Annotated in this window: 23 protein-coding genes and 1 tRNA gene; 11 read left to right on the plus strand and 13 right to left on the minus strand. The window is 70.7% G+C overall.

What is annotated here, in order from left to right; genetic code table 11:
* Window positions 1-74 precede the first annotated feature (74 nt).
* Complete coding sequence (locus tag Q0R13_RS00290; RefSeq protein WP_293897710.1) at window positions 75-935, plus strand: alpha/beta fold hydrolase; 861 nt, start codon at window positions 75-77, stop codon at window positions 933-935.
* A 17-nt stretch (window positions 936-952) separates the two neighbouring features.
* On the opposite strand, the gene Q0R13_RS00295 is transcribed toward Q0R13_RS00290, so the two are convergent.
* From Q0R13_RS00295 to Q0R13_RS00305, 3 genes are read right to left on the minus strand one after another with little or no spacing between them, the layout of a single operon-like run.
* Complete coding sequence (locus tag Q0R13_RS00295) at window positions 953-2,065, minus strand: class I SAM-dependent methyltransferase (protein WP_293897713.1); 1,113 nt, start codon at window positions 2,063-2,065, stop codon at window positions 953-955.
* 22 nt (window positions 2,066-2,087) lie between these two features.
* Window positions 2,088-2,507, minus strand: a complete 420-nt coding sequence (locus Q0R13_RS00300; RefSeq protein WP_293897716.1) for a heme-binding protein — start codon at window positions 2,505-2,507, stop codon at window positions 2,088-2,090.
* Window positions 2,488-2,877 (minus strand): hypothetical protein, encoded by a 390-nt coding sequence (locus Q0R13_RS00305; RefSeq protein ID WP_293897719.1) that lies wholly within the window; start codon window positions 2,875-2,877, stop codon window positions 2,488-2,490. Before Q0R13_RS00305 ends, Q0R13_RS00300 begins: the two co-directional genes overlap by 20 nt.
* A gap of 191 nt (window positions 2,878-3,068) precedes the next feature.
* Between Q0R13_RS00305 and Q0R13_RS00310 the strand changes: the two genes are divergently transcribed.
* The 3 genes from Q0R13_RS00310 to Q0R13_RS00320 are packed head-to-tail and all read left to right on the plus strand — an operon-like array spanning window position 3,069 to window position 6,897.
* Complete coding sequence (locus tag Q0R13_RS00310) at window positions 3,069-4,691, plus strand: FAD-binding oxidoreductase (RefSeq protein WP_293897722.1); 1,623 nt, start codon at window positions 3,069-3,071, stop codon at window positions 4,689-4,691.
* Entirely contained in the window at window positions 4,688-6,439 is a 1,752-nt protein-coding gene (locus tag Q0R13_RS00315; RefSeq protein ID WP_293897725.1) for an alpha/beta fold hydrolase, read from the plus strand. The genes Q0R13_RS00310 and Q0R13_RS00315 overlap by 4 nt, the downstream gene beginning before the upstream one ends.
* Window positions 6,403-6,897 carry a hypothetical protein gene (locus Q0R13_RS00320; RefSeq protein ID WP_293897728.1) on the plus strand — a complete coding sequence of 165 codons (495 nt, stop codon included), beginning with the start codon at window positions 6,403-6,405 and terminating at the stop codon, window positions 6,895-6,897. Before Q0R13_RS00315 ends, Q0R13_RS00320 begins: the two co-directional genes overlap by 37 nt.
* Before the next feature lie 33 nt (window positions 6,898-6,930).
* Here Q0R13_RS00320 and Q0R13_RS00325 read toward each other — a convergent pair whose 3' ends face one another.
* Window positions 6,931-8,310: an MFS transporter gene (locus Q0R13_RS00325; protein ID WP_293897731.1), complete on the minus strand. Its 1,380-nt coding sequence runs from the start codon at window positions 8,308-8,310 to the stop codon at window positions 6,931-6,933.
* Between the two features lie 171 nt (window positions 8,311-8,481).
* Here Q0R13_RS00325 and Q0R13_RS00330 point away from each other — a divergent pair, with 171 nt between their 5' ends.
* Window positions 8,482-9,258 carry a helix-turn-helix domain-containing protein gene (locus Q0R13_RS00330; RefSeq protein ID WP_293897734.1) on the plus strand — a complete coding sequence of 259 codons (777 nt, stop codon included), beginning with the start codon at window positions 8,482-8,484 and terminating at the stop codon, window positions 9,256-9,258.
* A 10-nt stretch (window positions 9,259-9,268) separates the two neighbouring features.
* On the opposite strand, the gene Q0R13_RS00335 is transcribed toward Q0R13_RS00330, so the two are convergent.
* Both Q0R13_RS00335 and Q0R13_RS00340 read right to left on the minus strand, forming a co-directional pair.
* A complete protein-coding gene (locus Q0R13_RS00335; protein WP_293897845.1) occupies window positions 9,269-10,159 on the minus strand; it encodes a LysR family transcriptional regulator in 891 nt (296 codons plus the stop codon).
* Between the two features lie 151 nt (window positions 10,160-10,310).
* Window positions 10,311-11,129 carry an alpha/beta fold hydrolase gene (locus tag Q0R13_RS00340; protein ID WP_293897737.1) on the minus strand — a complete coding sequence of 273 codons (819 nt, stop codon included), beginning with the start codon at window positions 11,127-11,129 and terminating at the stop codon, window positions 10,311-10,313.
* Between the two features lie 282 nt (window positions 11,130-11,411).
* On the opposite strand from Q0R13_RS00340, the gene Q0R13_RS00345 reads away from it, so the two are divergent.
* From Q0R13_RS00345 to Q0R13_RS00355, 3 genes are all read left to right on the plus strand, one after another.
* On the plus strand, window positions 11,412-13,100 hold the full coding sequence (locus tag Q0R13_RS00345; protein WP_293897740.1) for a tannase/feruloyl esterase family alpha/beta hydrolase: 1,689 nt from the start codon (window positions 11,412-11,414) through the stop codon (window positions 13,098-13,100).
* A gap of 8 nt (window positions 13,101-13,108) precedes the next feature.
* Window positions 13,109-14,923: an alpha/beta hydrolase gene (locus Q0R13_RS00350; RefSeq protein ID WP_293897743.1), complete on the plus strand. Its 1,815-nt coding sequence runs from the start codon at window positions 13,109-13,111 to the stop codon at window positions 14,921-14,923.
* 70 nt (window positions 14,924-14,993) lie between these two features.
* Entirely contained in the window at window positions 14,994-15,755 is a 762-nt protein-coding gene (locus Q0R13_RS00355) for a helix-turn-helix domain-containing protein (protein ID WP_293897746.1), read from the plus strand.
* On the opposite strand, the gene Q0R13_RS00360 is transcribed toward Q0R13_RS00355, so the two are convergent.
* The 5 genes from Q0R13_RS00360 to Q0R13_RS00380 form a co-directional block, all read right to left on the minus strand.
* Window positions 15,719-16,903 (minus strand): FAD-dependent monooxygenase, encoded by a 1,185-nt coding sequence (locus Q0R13_RS00360; protein ID WP_293897749.1) that lies wholly within the window; start codon window positions 16,901-16,903, stop codon window positions 15,719-15,721. The two genes, Q0R13_RS00355 and Q0R13_RS00360, sit on opposite strands and share 37 nt — an antisense overlap.
* Before the next feature lies 1 nt (window position 16,904).
* Entirely contained in the window at window positions 16,905-18,419 is a 1,515-nt protein-coding gene (locus tag Q0R13_RS00365) for an aldehyde dehydrogenase family protein (RefSeq protein ID WP_293897752.1), read from the minus strand.
* A 208-nt stretch (window positions 18,420-18,627) separates the two neighbouring features.
* Complete coding sequence (locus Q0R13_RS00370) at window positions 18,628-18,936, minus strand: glycosyl hydrolase family 65 protein (protein ID WP_293897755.1); 309 nt, start codon at window positions 18,934-18,936, stop codon at window positions 18,628-18,630.
* Window positions 18,885-19,265: a hypothetical protein gene (locus tag Q0R13_RS00375; RefSeq protein ID WP_293897758.1), complete on the minus strand. Its 381-nt coding sequence runs from the start codon at window positions 19,263-19,265 to the stop codon at window positions 18,885-18,887. The genes Q0R13_RS00370 and Q0R13_RS00375 overlap by 52 nt, the downstream gene beginning before the upstream one ends.
* Window positions 19,262-19,954, minus strand: coding sequence for an HAD-IC family P-type ATPase (locus Q0R13_RS00380; RefSeq protein WP_293897761.1), 693 nt, complete (start codon window positions 19,952-19,954; stop codon window positions 19,262-19,264). Before Q0R13_RS00380 ends, Q0R13_RS00375 begins: the two co-directional genes overlap by 4 nt.
* A 257-nt stretch (window positions 19,955-20,211) precedes the next feature.
* Here Q0R13_RS00380 and Q0R13_RS00385 point away from each other — a divergent pair, with 257 nt between their 5' ends.
* Window positions 20,212-20,805 (plus strand): hypothetical protein, encoded by a 594-nt coding sequence (locus Q0R13_RS00385; protein ID WP_293897764.1) that lies wholly within the window; start codon window positions 20,212-20,214, stop codon window positions 20,803-20,805.
* Here the strand turns inward: Q0R13_RS00385 and Q0R13_RS00390 are convergent.
* A tRNA-Lys gene (locus tag Q0R13_RS00390) sits at window positions 20,791-20,866 on the minus strand. The genes Q0R13_RS00385 and Q0R13_RS00390 overlap by 15 nt on opposite strands.
* Window positions 20,867-21,168: 302 nt before the next feature.
* Between Q0R13_RS00390 and Q0R13_RS00395 the strand changes: the two genes are divergently transcribed.
* Both Q0R13_RS00395 and Q0R13_RS00400 read left to right on the plus strand, forming a co-directional pair.
* Window positions 21,169-21,897, plus strand: coding sequence for a LuxR C-terminal-related transcriptional regulator (locus tag Q0R13_RS00395; RefSeq protein WP_293897767.1), 729 nt, complete (start codon window positions 21,169-21,171; stop codon window positions 21,895-21,897).
* Window positions 21,898-21,980: 83 nt separating this feature from the next.
* Window positions 21,981-22,430 carry a hypothetical protein gene (locus Q0R13_RS00400; protein ID WP_293897770.1) on the plus strand — a complete coding sequence of 150 codons (450 nt, stop codon included), beginning with the start codon at window positions 21,981-21,983 and terminating at the stop codon, window positions 22,428-22,430.
* Here the strand turns inward: Q0R13_RS00400 and Q0R13_RS00405 are convergent.
* The gene (locus Q0R13_RS00405) at window positions 22,427-24,007 is read right to left on the minus strand and encodes a caspase family protein (RefSeq protein WP_293897773.1); all 1,581 of its coding nucleotides are present in this window, start codon (window positions 24,005-24,007) and stop codon (window positions 22,427-22,429) included. The two genes, Q0R13_RS00400 and Q0R13_RS00405, sit on opposite strands and share 4 nt — an antisense overlap.
* Window positions 24,008-24,155: the final 148 nt, after the last annotated feature.

Here is a 24,155-nt window from a genome sequence, read left to right on the forward strand (position 1 = left end):
TAGGCGGTTGCGGATTTGAGACTACCGGGGCGGGGGCGCAGACCCCAAGCTGATGGCCGCGGCTGGAGGCTTCCATGAGCGAGACGATCGCAAGACCCGACACCCAGGACCTGATGGTCCCCGGCCCCATCGGCCGTCTGGCGGTGCGCACCAAGGGCCTCGCGGCCCGGCCGGCCCAGGTGGTGGTGATGGTCCAGGGTTCCAACCTCACCGGCCAGGCGATCTTCGACCTCTCCTTTCCGGGCGGGAAGGACTACTCGCTGATGGACGCCATCGTCGGCCTTGGCTACGGCGCGGTCACCTTCTCCGTACGCGGCTACGGCAATTCAGAGGCTCCGGAGGACGGCTTCAGCGTCACCACCGAGGCGGCCATGGAGGACCTGGACGCGGTGATGGACTGGGTCGCCGCCCAGGGCTATCGCCGCCCGCACCTGCTGGGGTTCTCCTGGGGCGGCCGGATCGCCGGGCGCTATGTGGAGACCCACGGCGAGCGGGTGGACCGGCTGGTGCTCTACGACCCGGCGCGCGGCGGCGGAAACCTGGTCCTGCCGGCCCCCACCGAGCCGTGGTGGACCAACACCTACCAGCATTACAATGAAAAGCTGGAGCCGGACTTCACCGATCCGGCGGTGCGCCACGCCATCGGCCAGCTGGTCAGCACGACCGAAGCCCGCTCCCCGAACGGCATCCGCCTGGAGAACGCGCGGCCCTTCCCCGCCATCGATCCCAGCCGGATCCAGCGACCGACCCTGCTGATCTATGGTGTGGAGGCCGCCAAGGCCAACTACATGCAGGGCGGGGTCCCGCGCGGCCAGTTCTTCGAGGACCTGGCGACCGACGACAAGGCCTTGGTGATCATCCCGGGGGGCGGCGATTTCGCCCATTTCCAGCAGTCCCGCTACCGCCTCTACAAGGCGATCGGCGACTTCCTGTAGGCGCCCCCGGCGCGGCGCTAATCCCGGATGGCGCCGAAGAAGCTGATCGGCGGCAGCTGGCCCTTGAGGTAGACCGGCTCGCGCTCGGCGGTGAAATAGCGCTCGGGCGCAAACCCGGCCTCGGCCACGGCCTTGGGATAGTCCAGCGCCTTGAAGCCCCCCGAGAACGGCTCGTTGGCATTCATACCGAACCAGCTGGTGCGCATCTGTACGAATGGGTCGTCGATCGGCGGCATGCCGCCATCCATCAGCATCACGCCGCCCGGCGCGAGCAGGCGATGGGCTTCCTTGAACAGCGCGCGGATCACCGGAACGGGGCATTCGTGGGTGACCAGCATCGAGGCCACCAGGTCGAAGTGGCCGTCCGGGAAGTCCGTGTGCGCGCCGTCCTGCTGGCTGAAGTGCGCCGCGATCCCGAGCGATTCCGCGCGGGCGTGGGCGTGGCGCACCTGCGGCGCGCCGACATCGATCCCGTGCACCTCGGCGTCCGGGAAGTATTCCTTCCACGGCAGGGTCGTGAACCCCGGGCCGCAGCCCACGTCCAGGATGCGGCGCGGCTTGAGCTCCGGAAACCGCTCCCGGATCACCTCGGCCTGCGCCACGCCCAGTCCATCGTTGCGGGGCCCCAGGCCTCCGAACGCGAATACATAGACACCGCGGTCGTAGAGGGCGCCGGCATAGACATCGTCGTCGGACAGCTCAGTATGGAAATTGCCGGGCATGACGTGGATGTCGACGGCGTCGATGTAGCGCGGGATCTCAAGATCCGGATTGAGCCGCAGCGTCCCGCGATCCGCGGGCCTGGGCCGGGCGTTGCCGTTCAGGGTGTCGAGCTGGCGCTCGATGCTCTCGCCCACGGTGTCCCAGACCAGCTCCTGAGCCGCGCGTCCCACCACGTCCGAGCCCCGGAAATAGAAACTGCTGTCGGTCAGCCGCTTGACCTCCTGCGGCGAGGCCGGCGGCCGGCCGTAGCGTGCCTCGAAGGCCGGGAGCAGCTGGCGGTAGTAGACGTCGTTCGCGCCCGGGAAGAGGTCAGTCGTGAACATCTTGCGCAGCGACGAACAGAAGTCCTGCCGCGCCAGTTCGTCATGGGTGGCGCTGGGGAGAGCGGCGTGCGGTTCCTGGAACATGCGGCTTATCCTTCAGCTGAACCTATGGGAGGGCGAGGAGCCCCTGGGCCTCGATCGCGGCCACGATGATCGCGTGGTCCACATCCGGCAGGCCGCCCGAGACCGCGGCGCCGGCGACGATCACGCCGGCCCTGTCGGTGACCACGACGCCGCCGCCGAGCGGGGCGAAGCGTCCGCCGGTAGCGCCGGATATGGCCGCCGTCGCCTGGTCGGTGAACAGCGGCGTCAGAGCCAGGGTCGCGCGGTTGAAGCCCAGGGCGGTGACCGCCTTGGCGATGGCTGTGTCCACCCCGAAGATGCCCTGGCCGTCGGTGCGCATCGCGACGCGGACATGGCCGCCCGGGTCGGTGACCACGACGGAAATCTTCGTGACGCCCCGCGCCTCGGCCTCCGCCAGAGCGCCCTGCGCCAGCTTGAGGGCCTCAGCCAGCGTGATCGACATGGGCGATCTCCGGTTTGCGTCCATCGAGCGCCGCTTCGCGCTCCTCGGTGATCGCGCGCAGCACCCGGCTCAGCATCGCCTGGCGCTGGGCGTCACGCGCCACGCCGCGGGCGTCGTCGGGGACATAGGCTTCGACGGCGGCGGTCGACGGCGACGTTCCACCGTCCAGCAGCGCCTCGTGGGTGTCGACCCGGGCGCGCAGCGCCGAGACCTCGGACATCAACGCCACGAACATGACCATCATCCGGTCGAGGTCGCCGGGCTGCAGATAGGCCGGACGGTCGACGCCCCGGGCCCAGCGACGCCGCGGGCGCCGCGCGCCGTCGGTCTGCGCCGGCGGCGGGGCCGCAAAGGGGATATCGTCGGCCATCGGGACCTCCGTCGAGCCTGCTGCTCAATCGACCCGAACGGTACGCCGGCCCGGGGAGCGCGCAACGACGGCGACGTCCGTTACCCGCTATTCGGTTATTCGAGATCACCGGATGCCGGTTAAGTCGCCGCAAGCGATTTGCCGTTCGCGGCCGCTTGGGGGACGTTGCGGGGGCTAGACGAGGTGAGCAGATGGCCCTGAAGCGGAAATCGGCGCTCAACGCCGCCGAACCGGACATCGTCGCCGCCCTGACCGCGGTCGCCGGCGCCGAGGCGCTGCGGACCAGCGAGGCCGAGCGCACCTTCTTCTCCACCGACATCGCCGGCCGCGGCGAGACCGCCGACGCGGTGGTGCGCGTGAGCGATACCGACACCCTGGCGCAGGTCGTGGCCACCGCGACGCGCATGGGCTGGATCGTCGTGCCGCGCGGCGGGGGGTTCTCCTACACCGGCGGCTATACGCCGGAGACCCGGCGCTCGGTCATCGTCGACCTGCGCGGCCTGGACCGGGTCGTCGAGATCAACGCTCGCGACATGTACGTCGTCGTCGAGGCCGGCTGCACCTGGCAGAACCTCTATGAGCGCTTGAGGGCCGCTGGTTTCCGAACCCCGTATTTCGGGCCGATGTCGGGGGCCAACGCCACCGTCGGAGGCGCCCTTTCGCAAGGCAGCTTCTTCCTGGGCTCCAACCAGTATGGGTCACTGGCTGACTCGGTCCTGGCGCTGGAGATCGTGCTGGCGGACGGCACGGTGATGCGGACAGGGTCGTGGGGCTCCAGCGAGGGCGCCGCGCCGTTCTTCCGGCAATACGGCCCCGACCTGACCGGCCTGTTCCTGAACGACACCGGCGCCATGGGGTTCAAGAGCCGGGCTGTCCTGCGCCTCATTCCCTTCCCGACCCACCAAGCCTATGCGAGCTTCGCGTTCACCACCCATCAGGCGGCGCTGGCCGCCGTGTCGGCGATCGGGCGGACCGGACTGGCCGCCGAGTGCTACTGCTGGGACCCCTTCTTCGTCCGCCTGATGGCGGCCAACGCCAGCACCGGGCTCAGGGAAGATTTGAGCCTGCTGCTGAACGTGGTGAAAGGTGGGTCCAATCTGCTGGACGGCCTGATCGGGGCCGTGCGAATCGCGATGGCCGGCAGGGCGGTTTTTCGGGGCGACACCTGGTTGATGCATCTGGCGATCGACGACGTGTCGGCCGCGGGGGCGGCGGAGAAGCTCAAGCTGCTGCGCGCCATTGCCGGCAAGGCCGGCGGGCGCGAGGTTGCGCCCACGGCGCCCAGGACCCTGCGGGGGACGCCGTTCACCGACTTCAACACGGCCGAGCGGCGCCTCCCGCGGCGCAGCCTGCCCGTTCACGGCGTCTGCAGCCATTCGGCCGCCGCGCAGGTGGCGGATGAGGTCTACGCCTGTCTGGCGGCCAACCGGACCGAGATGGAGCGGCTGGGCGTCAATTGCGGCACGATCTTCCTGGCGGTTGGCGGCCAGGCGGTCACGGTCGAGCCGCTGCTGTCGTGGGACGACGCGGAGCACTTCCTGCACAACCGGGTGGAGGAGACCAGCGACCTCGCCGCGCTGGCGACCTACGACGACCGGCCCGAGGCGACCCGCCTGGCCTTCGAACTGCGCCAGGCGTTCAAGGCTATCTTTCGCCGCCACGGCTGCGCCCATGTGCAGATCGGCCGCGCCTATCCCTGGGCGGAGACCCGGGACCCTGCCGTGCTGCGGCTGATCGAGGGGTTCAAGGACGCGGTCGACCCGCGGCGCGTGGTCAATCGCGGATCGCTGGGTTTCGGCGGGCCGGCGCATTGAGACTTCGCCGGCGTTTCCTGCAGGTCGGGTCGCGACGCGTCCACTATCTGCGCGCCGGCGGCGGCCCGCCCGCGGTCATGGTCCATTCGTCACCCGCCAACGCCTGGTTCCTGCGCCCGGAGATCGAGCGGCTGTCGCGGGACTACACCGTCTTCGCCTTCGACACGCCGGGCTTCGGGCTGTCGCAGGCGCTGCCGCTGGAAGACATGCTGGTGGCCGACCTCGCAGACGCCCTGGATGAGACGCTGACGGCGATCGGCATGCCGCCCTGCCCGGTGTTCGGCTCGCACAGCGGCGCGGCCATCGCCCTCGAGTTCGGCGTCAGGCATCCCGAGCGGGTGACCGGCCTGGTGCTCGACGGCGTGCCGGCCTTCAGCGACGCGGAATGTGCGGCGCTGTTCGAGGACTATTTCCACAAGTTTCCGGTGAGCGACCTTGGCGGACACTATTCCGACGTCTGGACCCGGTTCCGCGACCAGGCGGCCTGGTTTCCCTGGAGCGCACGGGCGCCCCAGAGCCTCAATGGCTACGACCTCAGCCGGCCGGACGCGACCCACCTGTGGGTGTCGATGTATTTCGAGGCGGCGGACACCTACATCCCCGCCTATCGCGCGGCCAGCCACTATGGCGCGCGCGCCCTGGCCGCGGCCGCCGAGCTGGATCGCCCGGCGATCTACACCGCCACCGACACCGACATGCTGTTCCCGCATCTGGCGCGGCTGCCGCCCTTGAAGCCGGGGCAGGAGATCCGGCGGATCGGGACCTCGCTGCCGGCCAAGCATGACCTGATCGCCGAGGGCTTCGCCCGGTTCGGCAGCCCGCACCCGCCGCCTGACGACTGCGACGGCGTGGGCGACGCCGCCGCCGTGGCCCGCCAGTTCCTCGACGGCGAAGACGGTCGCCAGGTTCACATCCGCTATGCCGGCCGCCGCGCACATCCGGCCGTGCTGCTGCTGCATGACGGTCCCGGATCGGCCGAGGCGTTCGAGCCGCTGATGGCGGCGCTGAGCGACCGCTATTTCGTGATCGCGCCGGATCTGCCGGGGGCCGGGGAGTCCGATCCGTTCCAGGGCGGACCGCCGGCGCTGGGCCAGTTCGCCGGCGAGGCGGCGTGGTTGCTGCAGGCCCTGGGCGCTCCGCCGGCGCAGGTCTACGGCCTGGGCTTCGGCGCCTCGGTCGCGGTCGAGCTGGGGCGCAGCCGGCCGGACCTGGTGGCGGGTGTCGTCCTGGGCGGCCTGCTGGCGGCCGATGCCCTGGAACGCGCCCGGCTGGCGGCCGACTACACGCCGGACATCGCCGTCGAGCCGGATGGCGCCCACTGGTATCGCACCTGGCTGATGCTGCGCGACGGCCTCGTCTGGTGGCCCTGGTACGACCGACGGCAAGCCGCCCAACGCGCCGCCGCCGGGGACTTCGGAGCGGCGCGCCTACACCGCCGCACGATGGACGTGATGCGCCGCCGCGAAACCTACGGCCACCTGGCGCAGGCGGCGCTTGGCTTCGATGCGATGGCCGCCCTGGCGAGCCTCAGGGTTCCCGTCTGCCGGCTGTCCGGCGCGCCGACGCCGCTCGACGCCTTCGATGGATGGCTCGCCACCCACGCGCCGCAGCTGCCCGCCCGGCCGGCCGGGGTCGGCGCCGGCGAGGCGGACGCCCTGGCGAAAGCCTTCGATCACCTGCACCTGCTCGCAAAGACAACAGAGGGGCTATCATGCGAACCACCGCGCGCGCACTCACCGTCGGCCTAGTCTCGTCGGCCGCCCTCCTCGCGGCGAACGCGTCGACCGCGGCGGCGGCGGTCTGCCCGCCCACCACGGTCTTCAACACCGGGCTCAAGCAGCTGGATGGCTATCGGGTGTTCACCGGCCCGGACGGCGACTCCCAGGTCGAGCCGCTGCATATCGAAGCCAGGCAGGTCCCGCTGCTGAAGACCGGCAAGCTGCTGGGGATGATCGAACTGCCGAACTCGCCCAAGCGCGGCGCGGAGATCGTGATCGGCCCGCCCGACGTGGACCTGCCCATGCACGCCGCCCCCTACCGCGAGATGTTCATCCTGCTGGGCGGTTCGGTCACCTTCCAGACCGCCAAGTTCAAGGCGGAGATGAAGCCCGGCTCGGTGTTGCTGTTCGAGGATGTGGACGCCAAGACCGGCCACGGTGGCCGCACCGGGCCCTGCGGCTACATATCCCTGTCGATCGCCCCCTGACCGCGCCACGCCGGGCTCCGCCTGCCGTGACGCTCAGGCGGCGCACTCGACCTTGTCGAGGCGGTCCTCGTCGAGGTTGTAGGCCATCAGCGCGCACATGCCGGCAAGCGTGATCACCGCCGGCACCCAGGCCATGATGAAGCGGATCGCCGCCAGCGCGCTCTCGGGCTGGACCACCGTCGGGCCGCGCGACTGGACATAACCCGACGCGCCCAGCATCGCCCCGACCGCCGCCACCCCGATGGCGCCCGACAGCTTCTCGACCGTCGTGTAGAGGGCCGCGAAGATCCCTTCCCGACGCAGTCCGGTGCGGCGGAAGTCGTACTCCATGGTGTCGGGCAGCATCGACTGGCCCATCCGGATGACACCCGCGCCACTGACGCCGATGAACACGCCTCGCAGATAGACCAGCCCCAGCGGCTCGCCATGACCGGCGAACTGCCAGCTCATCCAGGCCGGGACGGCGATCGCCAGCGCGATCATGAAGGTCCACTTCTTCCCGATCCGCCGGCTGAGCATCAGCCACAGCGCCGGCGTGGCCAGCATCATCCCGGACTGGCAGAGGAAATAGGCGCCCAGCACACTGTTGGGCGCCCCCATGATCCGCTGAAAGAAGAAGGGGAAGATCGCCTGGGTCCCCAGCGACATCAGGGTGATGAACTTGACCAGCACCAGGATCACGAATGGCCGGTTCGACAGGCCCGAGGAGAGCTGCTCGGCGAAGCTGTGATGCGAGACCATCCGCACGGTCGTGGGCGCCCGCGCCGTGCCGATGAAGGTGACGATCCCAGCCCCGATGACGATGGGCGCGAAGAGGCCCGCCATGGCGGCGTAGGCGGCCGGGCCGCCGCCGAACAGGTCCAGGAGCACCGGCCCCAGGACCGTGGCGATCATGATCGACAGGCCTACGGCGTAGACCCGCCAGCTCATCAGCTCGGTGCGCTCGTGATAGGTGCGGGTCATCTCGCCCGGCATGGCCATGTAGGGGATGTTGAAGACGCTGTAGGCCGTCGCGTAGAACAGCAGGGCCAGGGTCATGTAGACGAGCCGCGAAGAGCCGCTGGCGAAACTGGGCGCGGCGAAGATCGCAACGATGGAGATCGCCAGCAGGATTGCGCCGCCGATCAGGTAGGGCCGGCGCCGCCCCCAGCGACTGTTGGTCCGGTCGCTGATAACGCCCATGCCGACATCGCCGAACACGTCGTAGAGCTTGGAGATGGCGATCAATGAGGCTGCCACGCCGGCCGCCAGTCCGTAGACGTCGGTCAGATAGCGCAGCAGCAGGGCGTTGGTGGCCGACAGCACCGTGACCGGGCCCAGGGTCCCGATGCCCCAGGCGATCATCATCGGCCGGGTGAGCGGCTGGGCCTTCCGTGCCTCCGCGGCGCCGGCGTCGACAGTCGTGGTGGTCATTCCTGGACTCGGCCTGAACTGCGGGTCACCTGGAGGCTAAGGTCGGGATTCGTCCAACGCCAATGTGCTCTGGGTCCAATCCTATGCGTGCAAGGTCGCTGGACCTTCCGGGCCGGGCGCGCAAATCCTGGGCCCTGGCGCGGCGGGCCGTGGCGTTGGGGGGAGACCGGATTGGCGGCGTCACGCGGCGACCTGGAGCTGACCTCCCTCAAGCGCGGCCTGCGCGCGCTGATCATGCTGACCCGCCGGCGGATGATGACCATCTCGGAAGCCGCGCGGCAGCTGGGCCTGCCGCGGACCACGGCCGAGCGCATCATGGTGACGCTGGAGCGGGAACAGTTCCTGGTCCGCGACCCGGACACCAAGCTCTATTCCCTGGCGCCCCGGGTGTCGGCCCTGGCCGGGGCGTTCTCGTCGGAAGACCGGATGATCCACGTCGCGCGGCCGATCCTATTCGACAAGACCCGGGAAATCGGCTGGCCGCTGGCGATCGCGACATCGCTGGGCGACCAGATGAGCGTGCGCATCACCACCGATCCGGCCACCTCGCTCGGTCTGCACAAGCGCCACGTGGGCAGCGAGATCGCGATCGCCGCGTCCAGCAGCGGGATCGTGCTGCTGGCCTTCCTCGCTGACGCCGAGCGGGAGGAGAAGATCGCGATGCTGGCGCAGAGCCGCGACCCCGCCCAGGCGTTGGCCCGCGACCGGCGCGCCCTGGACGGCTATCTCGCCGCCGCGCGGCGCGACGGCTACAGCATCGGTCCCGACCTGGGCAAAGAGCGCGCGCTCAGCGTGCCGCTGTTCGACCACGGCCGCATCCGCGGCGTCCTTCTGATGATGTACATCGCCCGCGGCATCCCCGCGGACGCCCTCCAGACGCGCTTCGTCGGCGAACTGAAAGCGCTGGCGACCGTGATCGAGACCGCCGCGTTCGACATGTCCGACTGAAGCCGATGGTTCAGTGGCCGAAGTGCTTGCGGATTCGGGCCAGCAGGTCGTTGCGATGGCGGGTGGCGAAGCCCAGTTGGCGGGTGACGATGCCGATGTCGGTCTGCTCGGCGGGGGCCTCGCAATCCAGGAACACCAGTTCGCCGCTGTCGATCTCGCGCAGCGCCACGTCGGGCGGAAGGACCGCCAGCAGGTCGGTCGAGGCGATGGACTGCTGGATCAGCGGCATGGAGTCGGTCTTCACCACCTGCACCGGCGCGTTCAGCCCGCGGGAGAAGAAATAGCCGATGAAGCTGCGCTGGAACCCCTCGCTGGTCAGCGTCGCCCATCGCGCGGCGGCGAGCTGCTCCGGCATGATCTCGCCCTGGCGCTGGGCCAGGGGATGAGACGTCCGGGCGACCACCCGGGAGTGATGTTCACGCAGCCGCTCGATAACGATGTCCGGGTCATCGTCGATCTGGCCGAGGAGACCGAATACGAAATCGATCGATCCGACCTTCAGATCGGCGATCAGGTCGAGATAGCCGCCGGACTTCACGCTGATCCGGATGCCGGGATAGCTGGTGTTCAGATCGGCCAGGATCTGGGGAATGAAATAGTAGCTGTAGTTCTGGGTGACGCCGAAGTTGACCTCTCCGACCTCGCCCGCCTGAATGGAGCGGATCTCGTCGGCGCAGCGGGCCAGTTCGTTCATGACGATTCGCGCGTGCGGCAGGACCGCGAGGCCGAAGACCGTCGGCTCCACGCCCTTCGGCTTGCGCAGGAGGAGCTGCACGCCCAGCCGGTCCTCCAGGGCGCCGATGCTGCGGCTGAGCCCGGATTGCGAAATATTGCACTCGTCGGCCGCCCTCAGCAGGTTGCCGCATTCGACGGCAGCGATCAGGTGCTTGAGCTGCTGCACTTCCAAGGTGGGTCCCCCGGGGGAGTGACCCGATGTGCGTGCGAGATTCACGCGGCCCGCCCCGCTGTCACGATACCGTCTTGGGGGGGCATGGCAACTCGCGCCGCGGGGTCGGCGTGACGCGGCCGGGGCCGATGCCCTCAGGCCGCCGCTAGGGGGCGGCCGGCGCCCTCAGGAATTCGTCCATGATCGTGGCCAGTTCGTCCGCCGCCACGTCGAAGATGCCGTTCTCCAGATGCGGCATCTCCAGCAGCCGGCCGTTGGCGAGCGCGCCGGCGGCGCGGCGCGAGGCTTCGGCCAGGTGGTTGCGTGGGTTGATCACCAGGGTCGGCTGCCGCACGCCGCCGAAGCAGTCGGCCACATCGAAGGTAAAGGCCGCCTCGTGGGCCCACCATCCCCGCGGGTAGGCGCGAAGCTCGTCGACGAAGTTGTCGAACCCGCGCGCCAGGCTGACGCCGGGCGCGCGGCGGGTGATGAAATAGTCCCACCGGTGCTGGAACTGCGCGAAATCCTCGCTGAGCCACGTCGGTTCGGCGAGCCGGACGCGCCAGGCCTCGCGCTCGGCGCCCAGGAAGTAGGGCACGCCGATCAGGATCAGCCGCGACACCTTGTCGGGACGCTGCCGGGCCAGCTCCGCCGCCACCAGGGCCCCGGTGTGATAGCCGAACAGGTCGACGCTGCCCGCCTCCGCCTCGTCGAAGGCCACCGCGATGGCGCGTGCGTAGCCCTCGATCGGCATCGGCTGCGGCGGGGGATCCGAGGCCCCGTAGCCCGGCGCATCGACCGCCACCACCCGCCGTCGCGGCGCCATAGCCTCTAGAAAGGGCGTGAAGCTGCGTCCCGAATAGGCCGTGGCGTGCAGACACCACAGGGGTCGCCCCCCGCTGCCTTCAAGAAGGATGCCGCCTTCGAGAAGGTGAATCTGCTGTCCCGGCGGGCCGACATAGCGACCGGCAAGCCCGGCGTTCACGGGCGGGCCACGCTCAAGGCCGCGTGGGGACCTGCACGGTCATTGATCTCGAGGTTCGCGGAACGCGGCATGCCTACCGCCTAACAGCGCGCCCGACGCCCAGGCATCCGGTTTAAGTCATAGGCCGGCGCCGAAAAATCATGCCGGATCGCCGTGCTCCACGAGCAATCTAGCCGTGGGCAGGCCTGCCCACGCGTCGGGTTTCCCAGCCGCCGGCGGCGGCTGGGCATGGCGACAATGGGTCGAGGCGGAACCGCCGACGGTCAGAACAGGGGCGCGCGCATGCATCGGAACCAGGTCTCGTCGTCCCGTTCGGCGCCGGTCATGGCGGCGCGAACGCTGGGCGCCCTGCTCGCCTCGGCGGCCGTGCTCGGTCCGGCGGTCGGTTGGGCCCAGACCACCCCGCCAGCCCCCAAGCCGGCGCCGGCGGCGGACGCGGCTTGTGCGGCGTTGCGGCCGACCCAGACGTTCTCGGACGTGGCCAACCGGCTGGCGCAGATCCCCGATGCGCCGACCAGCATCGTGTCGGCGCGGATCGTTCCGGCCGAGCGGGGCCTGCCGGAATACTGCCGCGTCGAAGGCCAGATCGCCCCCACCATCGGGTTCCTGCTGAAGCTGCCGACCAGCGGCTGGAACGGCAAGCTGATGATGGGCGGCTGCGGCGGGCCCTGCGGCCAGTACCTCAGCGACCGGCTCGATCCCGCCTTCGCGCGGCGCTACGCGGTGGTCTCGACCGATATGGGGCACAAGGGAATCGGCTGGGCGTTCGCCTACCAGAACCTGCAGGGGCAGATCGACTTCGGGTCGCGCGCCACCCACCTCACCGCCGTCGCGGCCAAGGAGATCATCGACCTCTACTACGCCCGGCCCGCCAGCCTGGCCTACTTCAACGGCTGCTCGACCGGCGGCCGCCAGGGCATGGTGGAGGCCCAGCGGTTCCCCGAAGACTTCAACGGCATCATCGCCGGCGCTCCGCCCTATTTCGAGACCGGCGACACGCCGTTGTTCCTGTCCTGGGGCGCACGGGCGAACCTGGACGCGGACGGCAAGCCGATCCTGGACGCTGCCAAGCTGCCGCTGATCCATGAGGCGGTCCTGGCGGCGTGCGATCCCGGCAAGGGCGCGAAGGGCGGCATGCTGCTCAATCCGGCTGCCTGCGCCTGGGACCCGGCGTCGCTGGCCTGCAAGCCCGGCCAGGCGGCCGACGCCTGCCTCTCGGCGGCCGAGGTCGGGGTGGTGCGGAAGATCTATGCCGGAGCGACGAACGCGAAGGGCCGCGCCCTCTACTTCGGCATGCCGCGCGGATCGGAACTGAACTGGGCCCCGGGCTTCGTCAACAGCGAGGGCCGACCTGGGGACTATCTCTCCGGGTTCGGCGGCGCCGGCAATTCGCTGATGACCTACGGCGCGTTCTTCTATTCGCCGGGCCCGAAATATTCCGAACGCGACTTCGACTACGACCGCGACGTGCCTCGCCTGGCGGTCATCGAGGCGCTGTACAACGCCCAGAATCCCGATCTTCGCGCCTTCCGCGACGCGGGCGGCAAGCTGATCCTGTACCATGGCTGGAACGACAACCAGATTCCGGCCGGCGCCAGCGTCGACTACTACGAAACCGCGACCCGCACCGCCGGCGGACCGGCGGCGACCCGCGCGTTCTTCCGGCTGTTCCTGCTGCCGGGCGTAGGCCACTGCCGCGGCGGTCCCGGCGGCAGCGAGGTGGACTGGATCTCCGCGCTCGAAGGCTGGGTCGAGAAGGGCGTCGCGCCGGACCAGGTGGTCGCCAATCGGATGAAGACCGAGCCCTTCCCCACGGTCGAGGTGGCGCCGGGCGAGACGGTCATCCAGTTTCCGCGCCATCCCCTCGACCCGTCGACGGTGACCAGTTCGCGGGTGGTGCTCGCCTATGCCGTGAGCCCGCCGCCGGCCGGGACGGCGACCGCGAAGCCCGCCAAGGGCGCGGCGCGTTGAACCGGCTCGTGACGGCCCTGAGGCTGCTGGCGGCGATCCTCGGCGGCCTGCTGGCCAGCGCGGCGTCCGCCGCGCCCGCGCCGCGCGACATCAACATCCAGATCATCGGGCTGCCGTCCGATCCTCCGGGGCGAACGCTGCTGGCGCCCGGCGGCGGGCGCGACCTGTCGCCGGCCATCCTGTTCACGCCCGCCGCCGGCCCGAATGTCTACGGCCCGGCGATCGTCATGCTGTCCACCGGCCCCGGGTCGAACCCCGGCCGCAGCGACGAGCCGTCGCGGTTCGCCGCCGAGCGCCTGGCACGGCGCGGCTACACTGTGCTCAGCCTCTATTCCCACCTGGAACGCGGCTATCCGCTGAACCGCTTCGAACAAACGCGCTACGACATCTCCGCGGCGCTGGACCTGCTGGAACGCATGGGGTTCGAGGACCTGGTGCTGGCCGGCCGCGGCTACGGCGCCATCGCGGCCGCCAACTACCTGGCTGAATCGGACGACGCCGCCCTGGCCACGCCCGATCGCCGGCGGGTGCGCGCCGCGGTGCTCATCGACCCGCTGACCGACGTGCGCGCCTTCGTGAGCTCCGGACTCTCAGGCCCCGACTACGACGCCAAGGTCGCCCAGGCGCGGGTGGACGTGGCGGCCGGGCGGGGGCTGATCCCCGGCGTGGTCGAGCCCGGCTACCATCCGCCCGAGCACGACGCGCCCTGGGTGGTCGCCGGCCGCTATGCGATGCCGGCCGAGGCGTTCCTGAACTATTTCGGGCCGGAGGCGCAGGCCCGCAACCTCTCCGCCCTGTCGCGGATTCCGATCCCCACACTGGGCCTGGTCAGCGCCGGCGATCCCTCGTCGTCGACCACGGTGCTGAAGGACCTGAAGCCGGCCAGGCCGGGGACGTTGGCGATCCAGTCAGAGCCGGCGGGCGACTTCGACACGCCCGCCGTGCAGGACCGGCTGACCGACGACCTGGCGGCCTGGCTGGCGAAACAGGGCCTGGGCGTGCGCCCGGCGGTCCGGACCAGCTTCGCCAGCATCCGGGCGGCGGACGGCCAGATCTTCACCGGCGTCCTCTACGCGCCCATGGACGGCGGCAAGGACCGGCCGGCGTTCATCCTGCACCACGGGCTCAGCGAGGATACGATCCACTCCTCGACCCACTGGCTCGGCTGGCGGCTGGCCCAGGCGGGCTACGCCTCGCTGTCGGTGGCCAACCATTCCAGCGGCGTGACCGGCGCGACCATGACCGGCACCCTGGCGGAGGTGGCCGACGACACCGGCCGATGGGCCGACTGGCTCGCCGCGCAGGGCTATCCCAGGCTGATCCTGCAGGGCCATTCCAACGGCGGGGTCCTGATCTCGAACTACATGAGCCTGACCCACGACCGGCGCGTGGTCGGCATGGTCTACATGGCCCCCACCCTCGACACGCCGCGGTTCGCCCGCGAGACCCTGGGCGCGGCCGTCTATGCCCAGCAGGTGGACGAGGCCAAGGCGGCGATCGCCCGCGGCGAAGGCGACACCCACCTGATGACCCAGGACAAGCTGCGCTTCGCCCGGCGGTTCCTGGACACCTCCGGGCCGGACTCGCGCGCCACCCATACCGAGCGGATCAAGGAGTTCGATACGCCGATGCTGGTGATCGCCGGCGCTGCGGACCCGCTGATGACCCGCGACCCGACGTTCATCGAGAGCTTCGTAAGGAACCATCCCGGACCGTCAGAGGTCCATTGGTACGAGGGCGGCAGCCACGGGATGAAGGAATCCAAGGACCGCGTGCGCGACGACATCGTGGCCTGGACGCGCAAGATGTTCGGGGCGCGCTGAGCCGGTCGGACCGCGGTCGCTGGGACGGGATCGTCGGATGACGCGCGACGCGACGGGAGACTTGCAGTCCTTGAGCCGGGGGCTCGCCGCGCTCACCGCCCTCAACGAGCGCGGCCCGCTCTCGCTCGGCGACCTCAGCGCAATGCTGGCCCTGCCGCGCACGACCACCCGGCGGATCCTGACCACCCTGGTTGCCGAGAACTGCTGCCTGCGGCTGCCGAGCAGCCGGCTCTACGCCCTCGCCCCGGGGGTGCAACGCCTGACCGGCGGCTACAGCGTCATCGACCGGATCACGGCGGCCTGCGTGCAGGTGCTGCCGGTGCTCAGCCAGGAGACCGGCTGGCCCGCCAGCCTGGCGATCCCGGACGGCCTGGTTATGCGGGTGCGGGTCTCGACGGATTTCGCCAGTCCGTTCGCCCTGGCCCGCATGCGCCCCGGCTACACCGCGCCCCAGGTCGAGACCACCACCGGCCTGCTCTACCTGGCCTCCCTGGACGCCGCGGAGGCCGCCCGGCGGCTGGACGAGATCTATGCCGCGGCCTGGCGTTCACCCCTGCGGTTCGCGCGCGACGAGGTCGAGCGCCTGATGGCGCGCGCGCGCCGCGACCACGCCCTGGTGCTGCAGCGACGCTTTCCCGAGGCCAGTCTCGGGGTCCCGCTCCGGATCGGCGGCCGGGTCGAAGGCGGCCTGGTCCTGCGCTATGTGCGCTCCGCCGTGCCGCTGGCCGAGGCGCGGTCGCGGCTGCTGCCGCGCCTGCGCGACGCCGCCGCGAGCGTGATCGCCTACGTCGCCGATCAGGCCGCGCGCAACGGCGCCGTGACCGGGTCGTAGTCGAAGAACGTGCGGTCGCTGGCTGGCGAGGCGGCGGGGTCGTAGTTGTCCGGATCTCGGCTCTGCAGCAGTTCGCCTTGCCGCACGGACTGGCGGAACACCTCCGCCGTCCTCGGCTTTCGCACCGCCTCGTAAAGGTCCAGGGCCGCGGTGGGCTCGGCCTCCAGCGCCAGCGCGCGCGCCAGCACCATGGCGTCCTCGATCGCCATCGCCGCGCCCAGCCCCAGGAACGGCAGCATCGGGTGCGCTGCGTCGCCCAGCAGGGTCACGCCGCCGTCGCGCCAGACCGCCAGCGGCTCGCGATGGAACAGGCCCCAACGCCGCAGCGTCTCGGCCGGCGCCTGCGCCAGCAGGCCGGTCACGTCGCGGTGCCAGCCCTCGAACAGGCCCCGCAACTCGGCGGGATCGCCGCGAACCGACCAGCCCTCCTCGAACCAGCTTTCACTCCGGGCCAGGGCGACGCAGTTGACGATCCGCCCGCGGCGCAGGGTGTAGCGGTTGATCACACGGCCGGGCCCGAAATAGACCGCGGCGCGGCCGGCGCCCATGAACGGGGCGGCGGCCTCCCAGGGGGCCAGGAACCGCCACGCCACCTGGCCGGTGAACAGCGGCGGCGTCGGATCGAACATGACTTCGCGCACGGTGGAGCGCAGGCCGTCCGCGCCGATCAGCAGGTCGGCCTCGGCCCGGGTTCCGTCCGAGAACGCCAGCCGCACGCCGTCCCCGCGCGGTTCGATGCCGACCAGCTGGCGCGACAGCGAGAGGTCGCCCGTGGTCCGACCGTAGGCCTCCGCCAGGATGGCGTGGAGATCGGCGCGGAGGATCTGGCGGCCGACAATCTCCGGCGTATCCTGCGTCCCGTCCGAGCGGTCGTACTCGCCGGCCAGCCGTTCGCCGGTCCGGTAGTGGAGGAACGGGATGGTGGCGCTAAGCGAGGCCGCGCCGCGCACGGCGTCCAGCACCCCCGCTTCGCGCAAGGTCGCCTGCGCCCCCTTGCTCAGGGTCAGCCCCGCGCCGACCTCGCCCAGGCGTCGCGCCTGTTCGTGGACATGGACCGGATAGCCTTGATTGGCGAGGAGCAAGCCGGCGGTCAGGCCGCCGATGCCGGCGCCGACGATGGCCACCCTGGGTTTCGAGGACCCGGCCATCTCAGGCCCGCGGTCCAACGTTGATGCTGATCGCCTTGGTCTTCAGATAGGGCTCCAGCCCTTCGCGCCCCAGCTCGCGGCCCCAGCCTGACTGGCGGTTGCCGCCGAACGGCGTCTCCGGGCTCATCGCGGCGTGATAGTTGACCGCCACCTGGCCGGAGTCGACGCCATGCGCGACCCGCAGGGCGCGGCGAATGTCGCGGGTCCAGACCGACCCGGAGAGCCCGTAGACCGTCGAATTGACCTCGCGCAGCAGGTCCGCCTCGTCGCGGAACCGGATCATCGACAGCACCGGCCCGAAGATCTCCTCCTGGGCGATGCGCATGTCCGCGCGCACCTCGGTGAACAGCACGGGTCGGATGAAATGGCCCGGGGATGGCGCCGCCTCGCCGCCGACCAGCATGGTGGCGCCGTCCTCTTCCAGCCCGATCCGGACATAGTCCTCGATCCGCGCTTTCTGCCGCGCGGAGATCACCGGACCGATCACCGACCCCGGCGCCAGGCCGTCGCCCAGCGACAGGTTGCGGGCGACCTCGGCGACGCCCGCGGCCACCTCGTCATACACGTCGTCGTGCACGAACAGGCGCGTGCCGGCCATGCACGCCTGGCCCGACACGAAGAAGCAGGCCATCGCCACGGCCGGGATCGCCTCCGCCAGGTCGGCGTCCGGGAAGACGATCACCGGCGACTTGCCGCCCAGCTCCAGGGTCACGCGCTTCAGATTGCTGGCCGCCGCCGCCTGCGCAATGCTGCGCCCGACCCGGGTGGAGCCGGTGAAGGCGATCTTGTCGATCCCCGGATGGGAGGCCATGGCGGCCCCCACGTCGTCGCCATGACCGTGCAGCAGGTTGAAGGTCCCCGGTGGCGCGCCGGCCTCCAGCATGAGTTCGCCGAAAAACCTCCCGACCAGGGGCGCCAGCTCCGCGGTCTTCAGGACGATGGCGCAGCCCGCGGCCAGCGCGGGCGCGACCTTCATGGCCATCATCCCGGCGGGCGCGTTCCAGGGCACGATGGCGCCGACGACGCCGATCGGCTCGCGCAACGTGGCCACCACGAAGTCGTGGTCGACGCGACTGCCCACCGCCGGCGTGAACGCCTCGCCCGAGATCTTGGTGGCCCAGCCGGCGTAGTAACGGAACAGCTCGGCGCCCAGCAGCCGCACCACCGGCGTCGACGAGGCCAGCGGAGTGCCGTTGTCGATGGTCATGATCTCGCCGATCAGGTCGGCGTCGCGGTCGAGCAGTTCGGCCATCCGCAGGAGCACCCGAGCGCGCTCGCGCCCGTGCATACGGCCCCAGGTCGTCTCGAAGGCGCAGCGCGCCGCGGCCACGGCGCGGTCCAGGTCCTCGATGGAGGCGGCGGCGATCTCAGCGATCCGCTCCTCTCGCCCCGGGTTCTCGACATCGATGCGGCGGGCGGACGATCCTTCCAGCCACCGGTCGCCGATCAGCAGCTTCTGCGGGCGCGCGAGCCAGGCTTTCGCCGCGTCGCTGTAGTCTGGTCGTACAGGATGCATCGCTCGCTCCGGCTCCCCGATGGCGTCCAGCTTGTCGCTCATCCAGTAGGGCAAGCGGCGGCGGCCGCTGAGCGTGGATTTTCACTTCGTCCGATTACCGGACGTCTGGAGAAACCGGTAGAAATCTGGCGCCGGGAGATCTGGCGCGGAGAGATCTGGCGCGACGGCGGACACACCGCTCACGGGGGACGCGCCCCCGAACGTATCCTCACCGCCCCTGCCACCGCACGCGAAGCGGCTGCGCAGCGGAAAGAGCGTGAGGCGCGCCGGCGATATGCACCGTCATCGGCTCGCCGCGATCCAGGGTGACCTGCACGAACTGTTCGATGGCGTCGATCGCGATCCGCAGGTGGCGGCCCTGCCACTGAACCGGAAAGGCCAGGCTGGACCACGCGCGCGGCAACCGCGGATCCAGGCCAAGGCCATCGCGCCGCAAGGTCAGGCCCGCAAACCCGAACACAGACATCAACCAGAGGCCGCCCAGGGCCGCGATGTGGACGCCGCCGGCGATTGCCACATGGGTGTCGCCAAGGTCGATGGCGGCGGTGCCTCGGAAGTGTTCGAGCAGGGTCGGGACGCGATGGCGATCGCGCGCAGGCCCTGCTCGGCCAGGCCTTGAACCCGTGCCAGCACCGCCGCGCGATCGGGCGCTTCCATGGCGGCGATCGTGTCGCGGAGGCGAGAGGAGACGCATTGGGCGACAACGGCCTCGGGTGCGCCCTTGACGACGAGCACGTCACCCTCGGGGCCGTTGGCAAGGACCGATCCCAGCCGGCGGCTGAAATCGAAGGCGTGCCGGTAGGCCAGGGTCCAGCCCGACGCCGCGTCCGGCACGCCGGCGATCATGGCGGTGTCGAGCGCGCCGCGGTCGCCGCCCAGGATGGCCGCGATGGCGCCAGCCGGGAGGGGCGGGGGTTGGCCAGGCCCGAGGCGTCCAGGCTCTGCGCAAGGCTGATTTCCGCGGACGTGAGCGTCCCGGTCTTGTCCGTGCAGAGCACGGTCATGGCGCCCAGGTCGTGGATCGAGGCGAGGCGTTTGACGATGACCTTGCGCCTGGCCATTCGCAGAGCGCCGCGCAACAGCGTGACCGTGGTGATCATCGGCAGGAGTTCGGGCGTCAGTCCGACGGCGAGCGCGACCGCGAACAGCAGCGACTGGAGGATCGGACGCCCGAATGCCAGGTGCGCCGCGAAGACCACCAGCACCAGGGCGATCGTCAGCCGTGCGGTGAGCAGGCCATAGGCGCGGAGGTCGCGCTGGTAGGGCGAGATCTCCTCGGCCTGAGCCAGGGCGGAGGCCGCCGCACCGAACAGGGTTGCGGCTCCGGTGCTGACGACCAGAGCGATGACCTCGCCGGTCTGGGCGACCGCGCCGCGAAAGACCGCATTGGAGGCCTCCCCGGCAGTGAGCCCGGTCACGAGGCCGGGCTGCTTTTCCACCGGATAGGGCTCTCCGGTCAGCGCCGCCTCGTTCGCGGTGAACGCGGTCGCGCTCAGCAGCAACGCGTCCGCCGGAACGATGTCTCCGGCGCGCACACGGATCGGCTATGCCCCCGCTCTTCCCTACTCGGCGCGCAGACCCCCAGGACAGTCGTTGATCGGCTGAGCCCGCCCTTGGCAGCGTTATGGGTAGTTTCCGAGGCTGCCGACCCCGGTGCTCGGCCCCCTAGAACCGACGGGTCGTATCGCTGGGTTTCTCGCTCAGCTCACGCCGGACGCCCGAGCGGAGTCCGAAGCCGTCGCCTCGGCCCGGCCGCCCGTCTCACCTCAACTCTCTTCCCGGACCCAAGGTCATGAACAACCCTCATCCGACGCGGTCGTCCACAGCGCTCTTCGAAAGGGTGACGGTGGGCGCTTTCGATCTTGCCAACCGCATGGTGATGGCGCCGCTGACGCGAAACCGTGCGGGGCCGGGACTGGTCCCCGGCGCGTTCGCGGCGGAATATTATGGTCAGCGCGCATCTGCGGGCCTGATCATCGCCGAGGCCACCCAGGTCTCGGCGCAGGCGCAGGGCTATTCCGACACGCCAGGCTGCTACAGCGACGCCCAGGTGAGGGGATGGCGCAAGGTGACGGACGCGGTCCATGCCCAGGACGGGACCATCGTCCTGCAGCTCTGGCACACGGGTCGGGTCTCGCACACGACCTTCCAGATGGACGGCCAGGCGCCGGTCGGGCCGTCGGCCATCCGGGCCAACACGCAGACCTTCATCGCCGGACAGGGCTTCGTCGACGTCTCAATGCCGCGCGCGCTGGACCTGACGGACATACCCGGCATCGTCGAAGGGGCAGCCTGTTGTGGACGCCGTGGCGGCTGTGGCCTCGGCGCTTGTCCACCCGGGAATTTCGGGGGCGTTCGTCCACCGGAAGAATGGTGGGTGCTGTAGGATTCGAACCTACGACCCGCTGATTAAGAGTCAGCTGCTCTACCAACTGAGCTAAGCACCCGCCCCGGCTCCGATGACCCCGGGAGGTCTCGACGGCGAGGGCGCGGAAAATACGCAAAATCGCGGGCTTGGCAAGGCGCGTCGCACGATGGTGCGGCGGAGGTGTCCACGGCGGGCGCTTGACACGGACACGCCCGCCGCAGACGTCACGCATACGGACTGCACGGCCCGCCGCGAAACCAAGCGGAGCCTCGCCCGGATCGGCGGCGGAAACGACCTCTCGAAACCGAGGGGTTGACCGCGGCGATTCCCGAGTGGCGCGCAGTTTGCTAGGGTCGCCTGGGGGGCGCCCGAAGTGGGACCATGCTGAAGCGCGCGATGGACATCGCCGAGGCCGCGCTCGCGGCCGCGTCGCCGCAGGCGGCGAGCGAAGGCTTCTTCGCGGCCCTGACCGACATCGGTGCATCCTATCTGCAGACCCGGCTCTATCGCCGCCCGCTGACCCCGCTGACCTCGGCGGCGCATTTCGCGGCCGGCGGCATCGTCTCGCGGGTCGCGCCCGAGAGCTGGCGCGAGGGCAGCCCGGCGTTCGACTACGTCTGTTTCGAAAACAACCCCCTGCTGGAAGCCATCCGCGGCGGGATGACCCGCTACCGGTTCAGCGACTTCGCCCCGCGCGAGGTGTCCGGCTATGGCAGCTACTGGGAGGCGATGAGCGAGGCCGGGATCGCCGACGCGGTCTGCGCCACCTCCTATGGCCGCCACCGGACCATCGCCTCGCTGCACCTGGGCTTCCGGGACCCGGACCTGTCGCCCGAGGACGCCCTGGCGATCCAGCTGGCCGGGCTGATGCTGACCGAGCGGCTGATGACCTTCGCCGCCCCGCCCGGCGCCGACGAGGTGCGCCTGACCCACCGCGAGCGCGACGCCCTGGCCTGGGTGGCCGAGGGCAAGTCGGACTGGGAGATCTCGGTGATCCTGGGGTGCGCCGAGACCACCGTGCGGTTCCACGTCGACAACGCGCGCCGCAAGCTGGGCGCGGTCAATCGGGCCCAGGCCGTGGCCCGGCTGGCAGCGGCGCGCCTGCTCTGAGGCCAGCGCTCGCCTGAGGGGCGCACGGCCTTGACCGTGGCGTATCGACGTTGGATCACTTCGCCAGGGTTGAGGACGAGACCATGCGCAGATCTATCGTGGGCATCGCCGTGGCGATCGCCGCCATGGCTGGCGCGGCGCGGGCCGCCGACTATGTGGTGGTGAAATCCACCGATCCGGACATCAAGGCCGGCCTGGCGCTGAACGGCGGCCAGAAGGTCGCCCTGGGCGCCGGCAAGACCCTGACGCTGATCGCGGCGGCCGGCGACGTGACCACCCTCAAGGGCGGCCCCTCGGGCGCGACGACGCCGGCGCGGCGGACCGCGGCCGCCGACGTCGGCAAGCTGGAGTCCCTGCGCACCCTGATCGATCCGCCGCCGCCCGGCCGGACCTTCGGCGGCCGCCGTGGCGGCGTCTGCCCCGACCCGACCACCCTGAAGACCCTGGACGATATCCTGGCGGTGCAGGCGGACGGCTGCGCGTCGGCCGCCCGGCAGGCCCTGGACGCCCTGGCGGGCTCCGCCGCGCACTAGGGGCCGGTGTAGAGCTCGCCCAGCGCCATGGCCGCCTGGCCGTGGGCCTGGTCCAGCGCGTCATGCACGGCGCCGGCGGCGATCTCGGCCTCGCGCTTGCCGTTGATGCGGTTGAGCGCGGCCCGGAGCGCCGTCGGGGCCGCGGGCGTCGCCACCGCCACCACATTGTCGACGCCGAACGGCGGCGCGGCGCGGGTGCGGGCCATCACGGTCCGGGCCTCGCCAGCCGCCATCCGGCCGTCGCCGTCCCCGTCCAGCGGGTAGAGCATCTGCACAGTGCCGTCGCCGGCCAGGTTGAAGGCGGTCAGGTAGACGGCCGCGCCCTTGTGGGTCACCGCCAGGTCGACGTTCTCGCCCGACTTGTAGAGCTGGCCCCTGGGCCGCGGGCCGATATCGACCTTGAGCTGCCGTTCGTTGGCGGAGCCCGCCAGCTCGCCGATCACCCGTCGCTTGACGATCACCCCGGCCAGGGCCTCGGCGCTGGTCAGGTTCTCCGCCACCCGGTCGCCTCGGGAATCGGTGACCCAGCCCTCCTTGGCCGACCAGGTCAGATCCGGGACGCCGCGCGGGATCGAGGCCCAGGGCCCCTTGCCGCCCAGCAAGTCGGCGGCCTCCTGGTCGGCGGCCTTCACCTCGATGGGCCGGTCCTGCGGCGGCGGCGCCTTCAGCGGCTGGAAGACCACGCTGCGCTCGTTGCGGGCCGGGACGAAGGTCGAGGCCCACTGCTGGGTGCTGGAGAGCTCGCGCGTGCGGGTCTCCAGGCTGGCGGCCAACTCGGCCAGGGACAGCTTGCCGTCGTCATCCAGGTCGGCGGCCAGGTGGCCGTTGGGGCGGCGATCCTTGAGCGTCCCCTCCAGGGCGTAGGTCAGCAGCCCGCGCGACGGAGAGTCGCCCCGCGGCAGCGGCCCCTCCAGAGCGAACTGGTTGTCCTGGGCCGCGCCCACATAGACCAGGTTCGGCGGATCGCCGGCCGGCGCCACCGCGGCCGGGTCCGGCGGCCCGGGCGGCAGGGGGATGGCCATGGCGTTGGGCATGGCCTGGCGGGCCTTGAAGGCGCTCTTGACGGTGATCGAGCGGTTCATCGTGCCGCTGTGGCAGGCGTCGGCGATCTGCAGCAGATTGACCGTGGTCGGGAAGAAGTTGACCAGCCAGCCGTGCAGGTCGTCGTCGACGATGAACTGCTGCGGGTCCGGGTTGGCCGCCTTGAAGCCGCCCAGCACCAGGAACTCGTCCATGCCGTCGGTCTCGCTGGGATCGGCGCTGCGCGCCTGGGCCCCGTGGCCGGCGAAGTAGAAAATCACCCAGTCGCCCGGCTTCGCCCGCTTGCCCAGCGCCTCCAGCGCGCCGCGGATATTGGCGCGGGTGGCCTGGCCGTCGCGCAGGGAGACGACGTCCGTGGCCCCCTCGCCCTTCAGCAGCGCCATCAGGGCCGCGGCGTCGTTGGGCGTGCCCTCCAGCGAAGGGATCGGGGCCGTGTACTGGGAGACCGCCACCACTAGGGCGCGGATCTCGGCCGTCGCGGGCGCCGCGATCCAGACCAGGGCCGCCGCCGCCAGTCCCGCGATCGCTCTGCGCATGTCGCCACCTCTCGAAAGCCGCCGCCAACTAATGACCGCGCCGCCGCCCACCACAAGCCGGGCGCTCAGGGATTTCTACGGACGCGACGTCGTGCCGGAGGCGGCGCGCCTGCGCCGGCCGGTCGCGCGAGGGTTGGCGCAGGTTCGT

The organism is Phenylobacterium sp. (assembly GCF_025351295.1).
In the GTDB taxonomy this organism is placed as follows: Bacteria; Pseudomonadota; Alphaproteobacteria; order Caulobacterales; family Caulobacteraceae; genus Phenylobacterium.

Bases quoted from the DNA above. Each gene is read 5' to 3' on its own strand.
- Q0R13_RS00290 (WP_293897710.1), top strand. From the start codon at position 75: ATGAGCGAGACGATCGCAAGACCCGACACCCAGGACCTGATGGTCCCC.
- Q0R13_RS00295 (WP_293897713.1), bottom strand. From the start codon at position 2,065: ATGTTCCAGGAACCGCACGCCGCTCTCCCCAGCGCCACCCATGACGAA.
- Q0R13_RS00300 (WP_293897716.1), bottom strand. From the start codon at position 2,507: ATGTCGATCACGCTGGCTGAGGCCCTCAAGCTGGCGCAGGGCGCTCTG.
- Q0R13_RS00305 (WP_293897719.1), bottom strand. From the start codon at position 2,877: ATGGCCGACGATATCCCCTTTGCGGCCCCGCCGCCGGCGCAGACCGAC.
- Q0R13_RS00310 (WP_293897722.1), top strand. From the start codon at position 3,069: ATGGCCCTGAAGCGGAAATCGGCGCTCAACGCCGCCGAACCGGACATC.
- Q0R13_RS00320 (WP_293897728.1), top strand. From the start codon at position 6,403: ATGCGAACCACCGCGCGCGCACTCACCGTCGGCCTAGTCTCGTCGGCC.
- Q0R13_RS00325 (WP_293897731.1), bottom strand. From the start codon at position 8,310: ATGACCACCACGACTGTCGACGCCGGCGCCGCGGAGGCACGGAAGGCC.
- Q0R13_RS00345 (WP_293897740.1), top strand. From the start codon at position 11,412: ATGCATCGGAACCAGGTCTCGTCGTCCCGTTCGGCGCCGGTCATGGCG.
- Q0R13_RS00360 (WP_293897749.1), bottom strand. From the start codon at position 16,903: ATGGCCGGGTCCTCGAAACCCAGGGTGGCCATCGTCGGCGCCGGCATC.
- Q0R13_RS00365 (WP_293897752.1), bottom strand. From the start codon at position 18,419: ATGCATCCTGTACGACCAGACTACAGCGACGCGGCGAAAGCCTGGCTC.
- Q0R13_RS00375 (WP_293897758.1), bottom strand. From the start codon at position 19,265: ATGATCGCCGGCGTGCCGGACGCGGCGTCGGGCTGGACCCTGGCCTAC.
- Q0R13_RS00385 (WP_293897764.1), top strand. From the start codon at position 20,212: ATGAACAACCCTCATCCGACGCGGTCGTCCACAGCGCTCTTCGAAAGG.
- Q0R13_RS00395 (WP_293897767.1), top strand. From the start codon at position 21,169: ATGCTGAAGCGCGCGATGGACATCGCCGAGGCCGCGCTCGCGGCCGCG.
- Q0R13_RS00400 (WP_293897770.1), top strand. From the start codon at position 21,981: ATGCGCAGATCTATCGTGGGCATCGCCGTGGCGATCGCCGCCATGGCT.
- Q0R13_RS00405 (WP_293897773.1), bottom strand. From the start codon at position 24,007: ATGCGCAGAGCGATCGCGGGACTGGCGGCGGCGGCCCTGGTCTGGATC.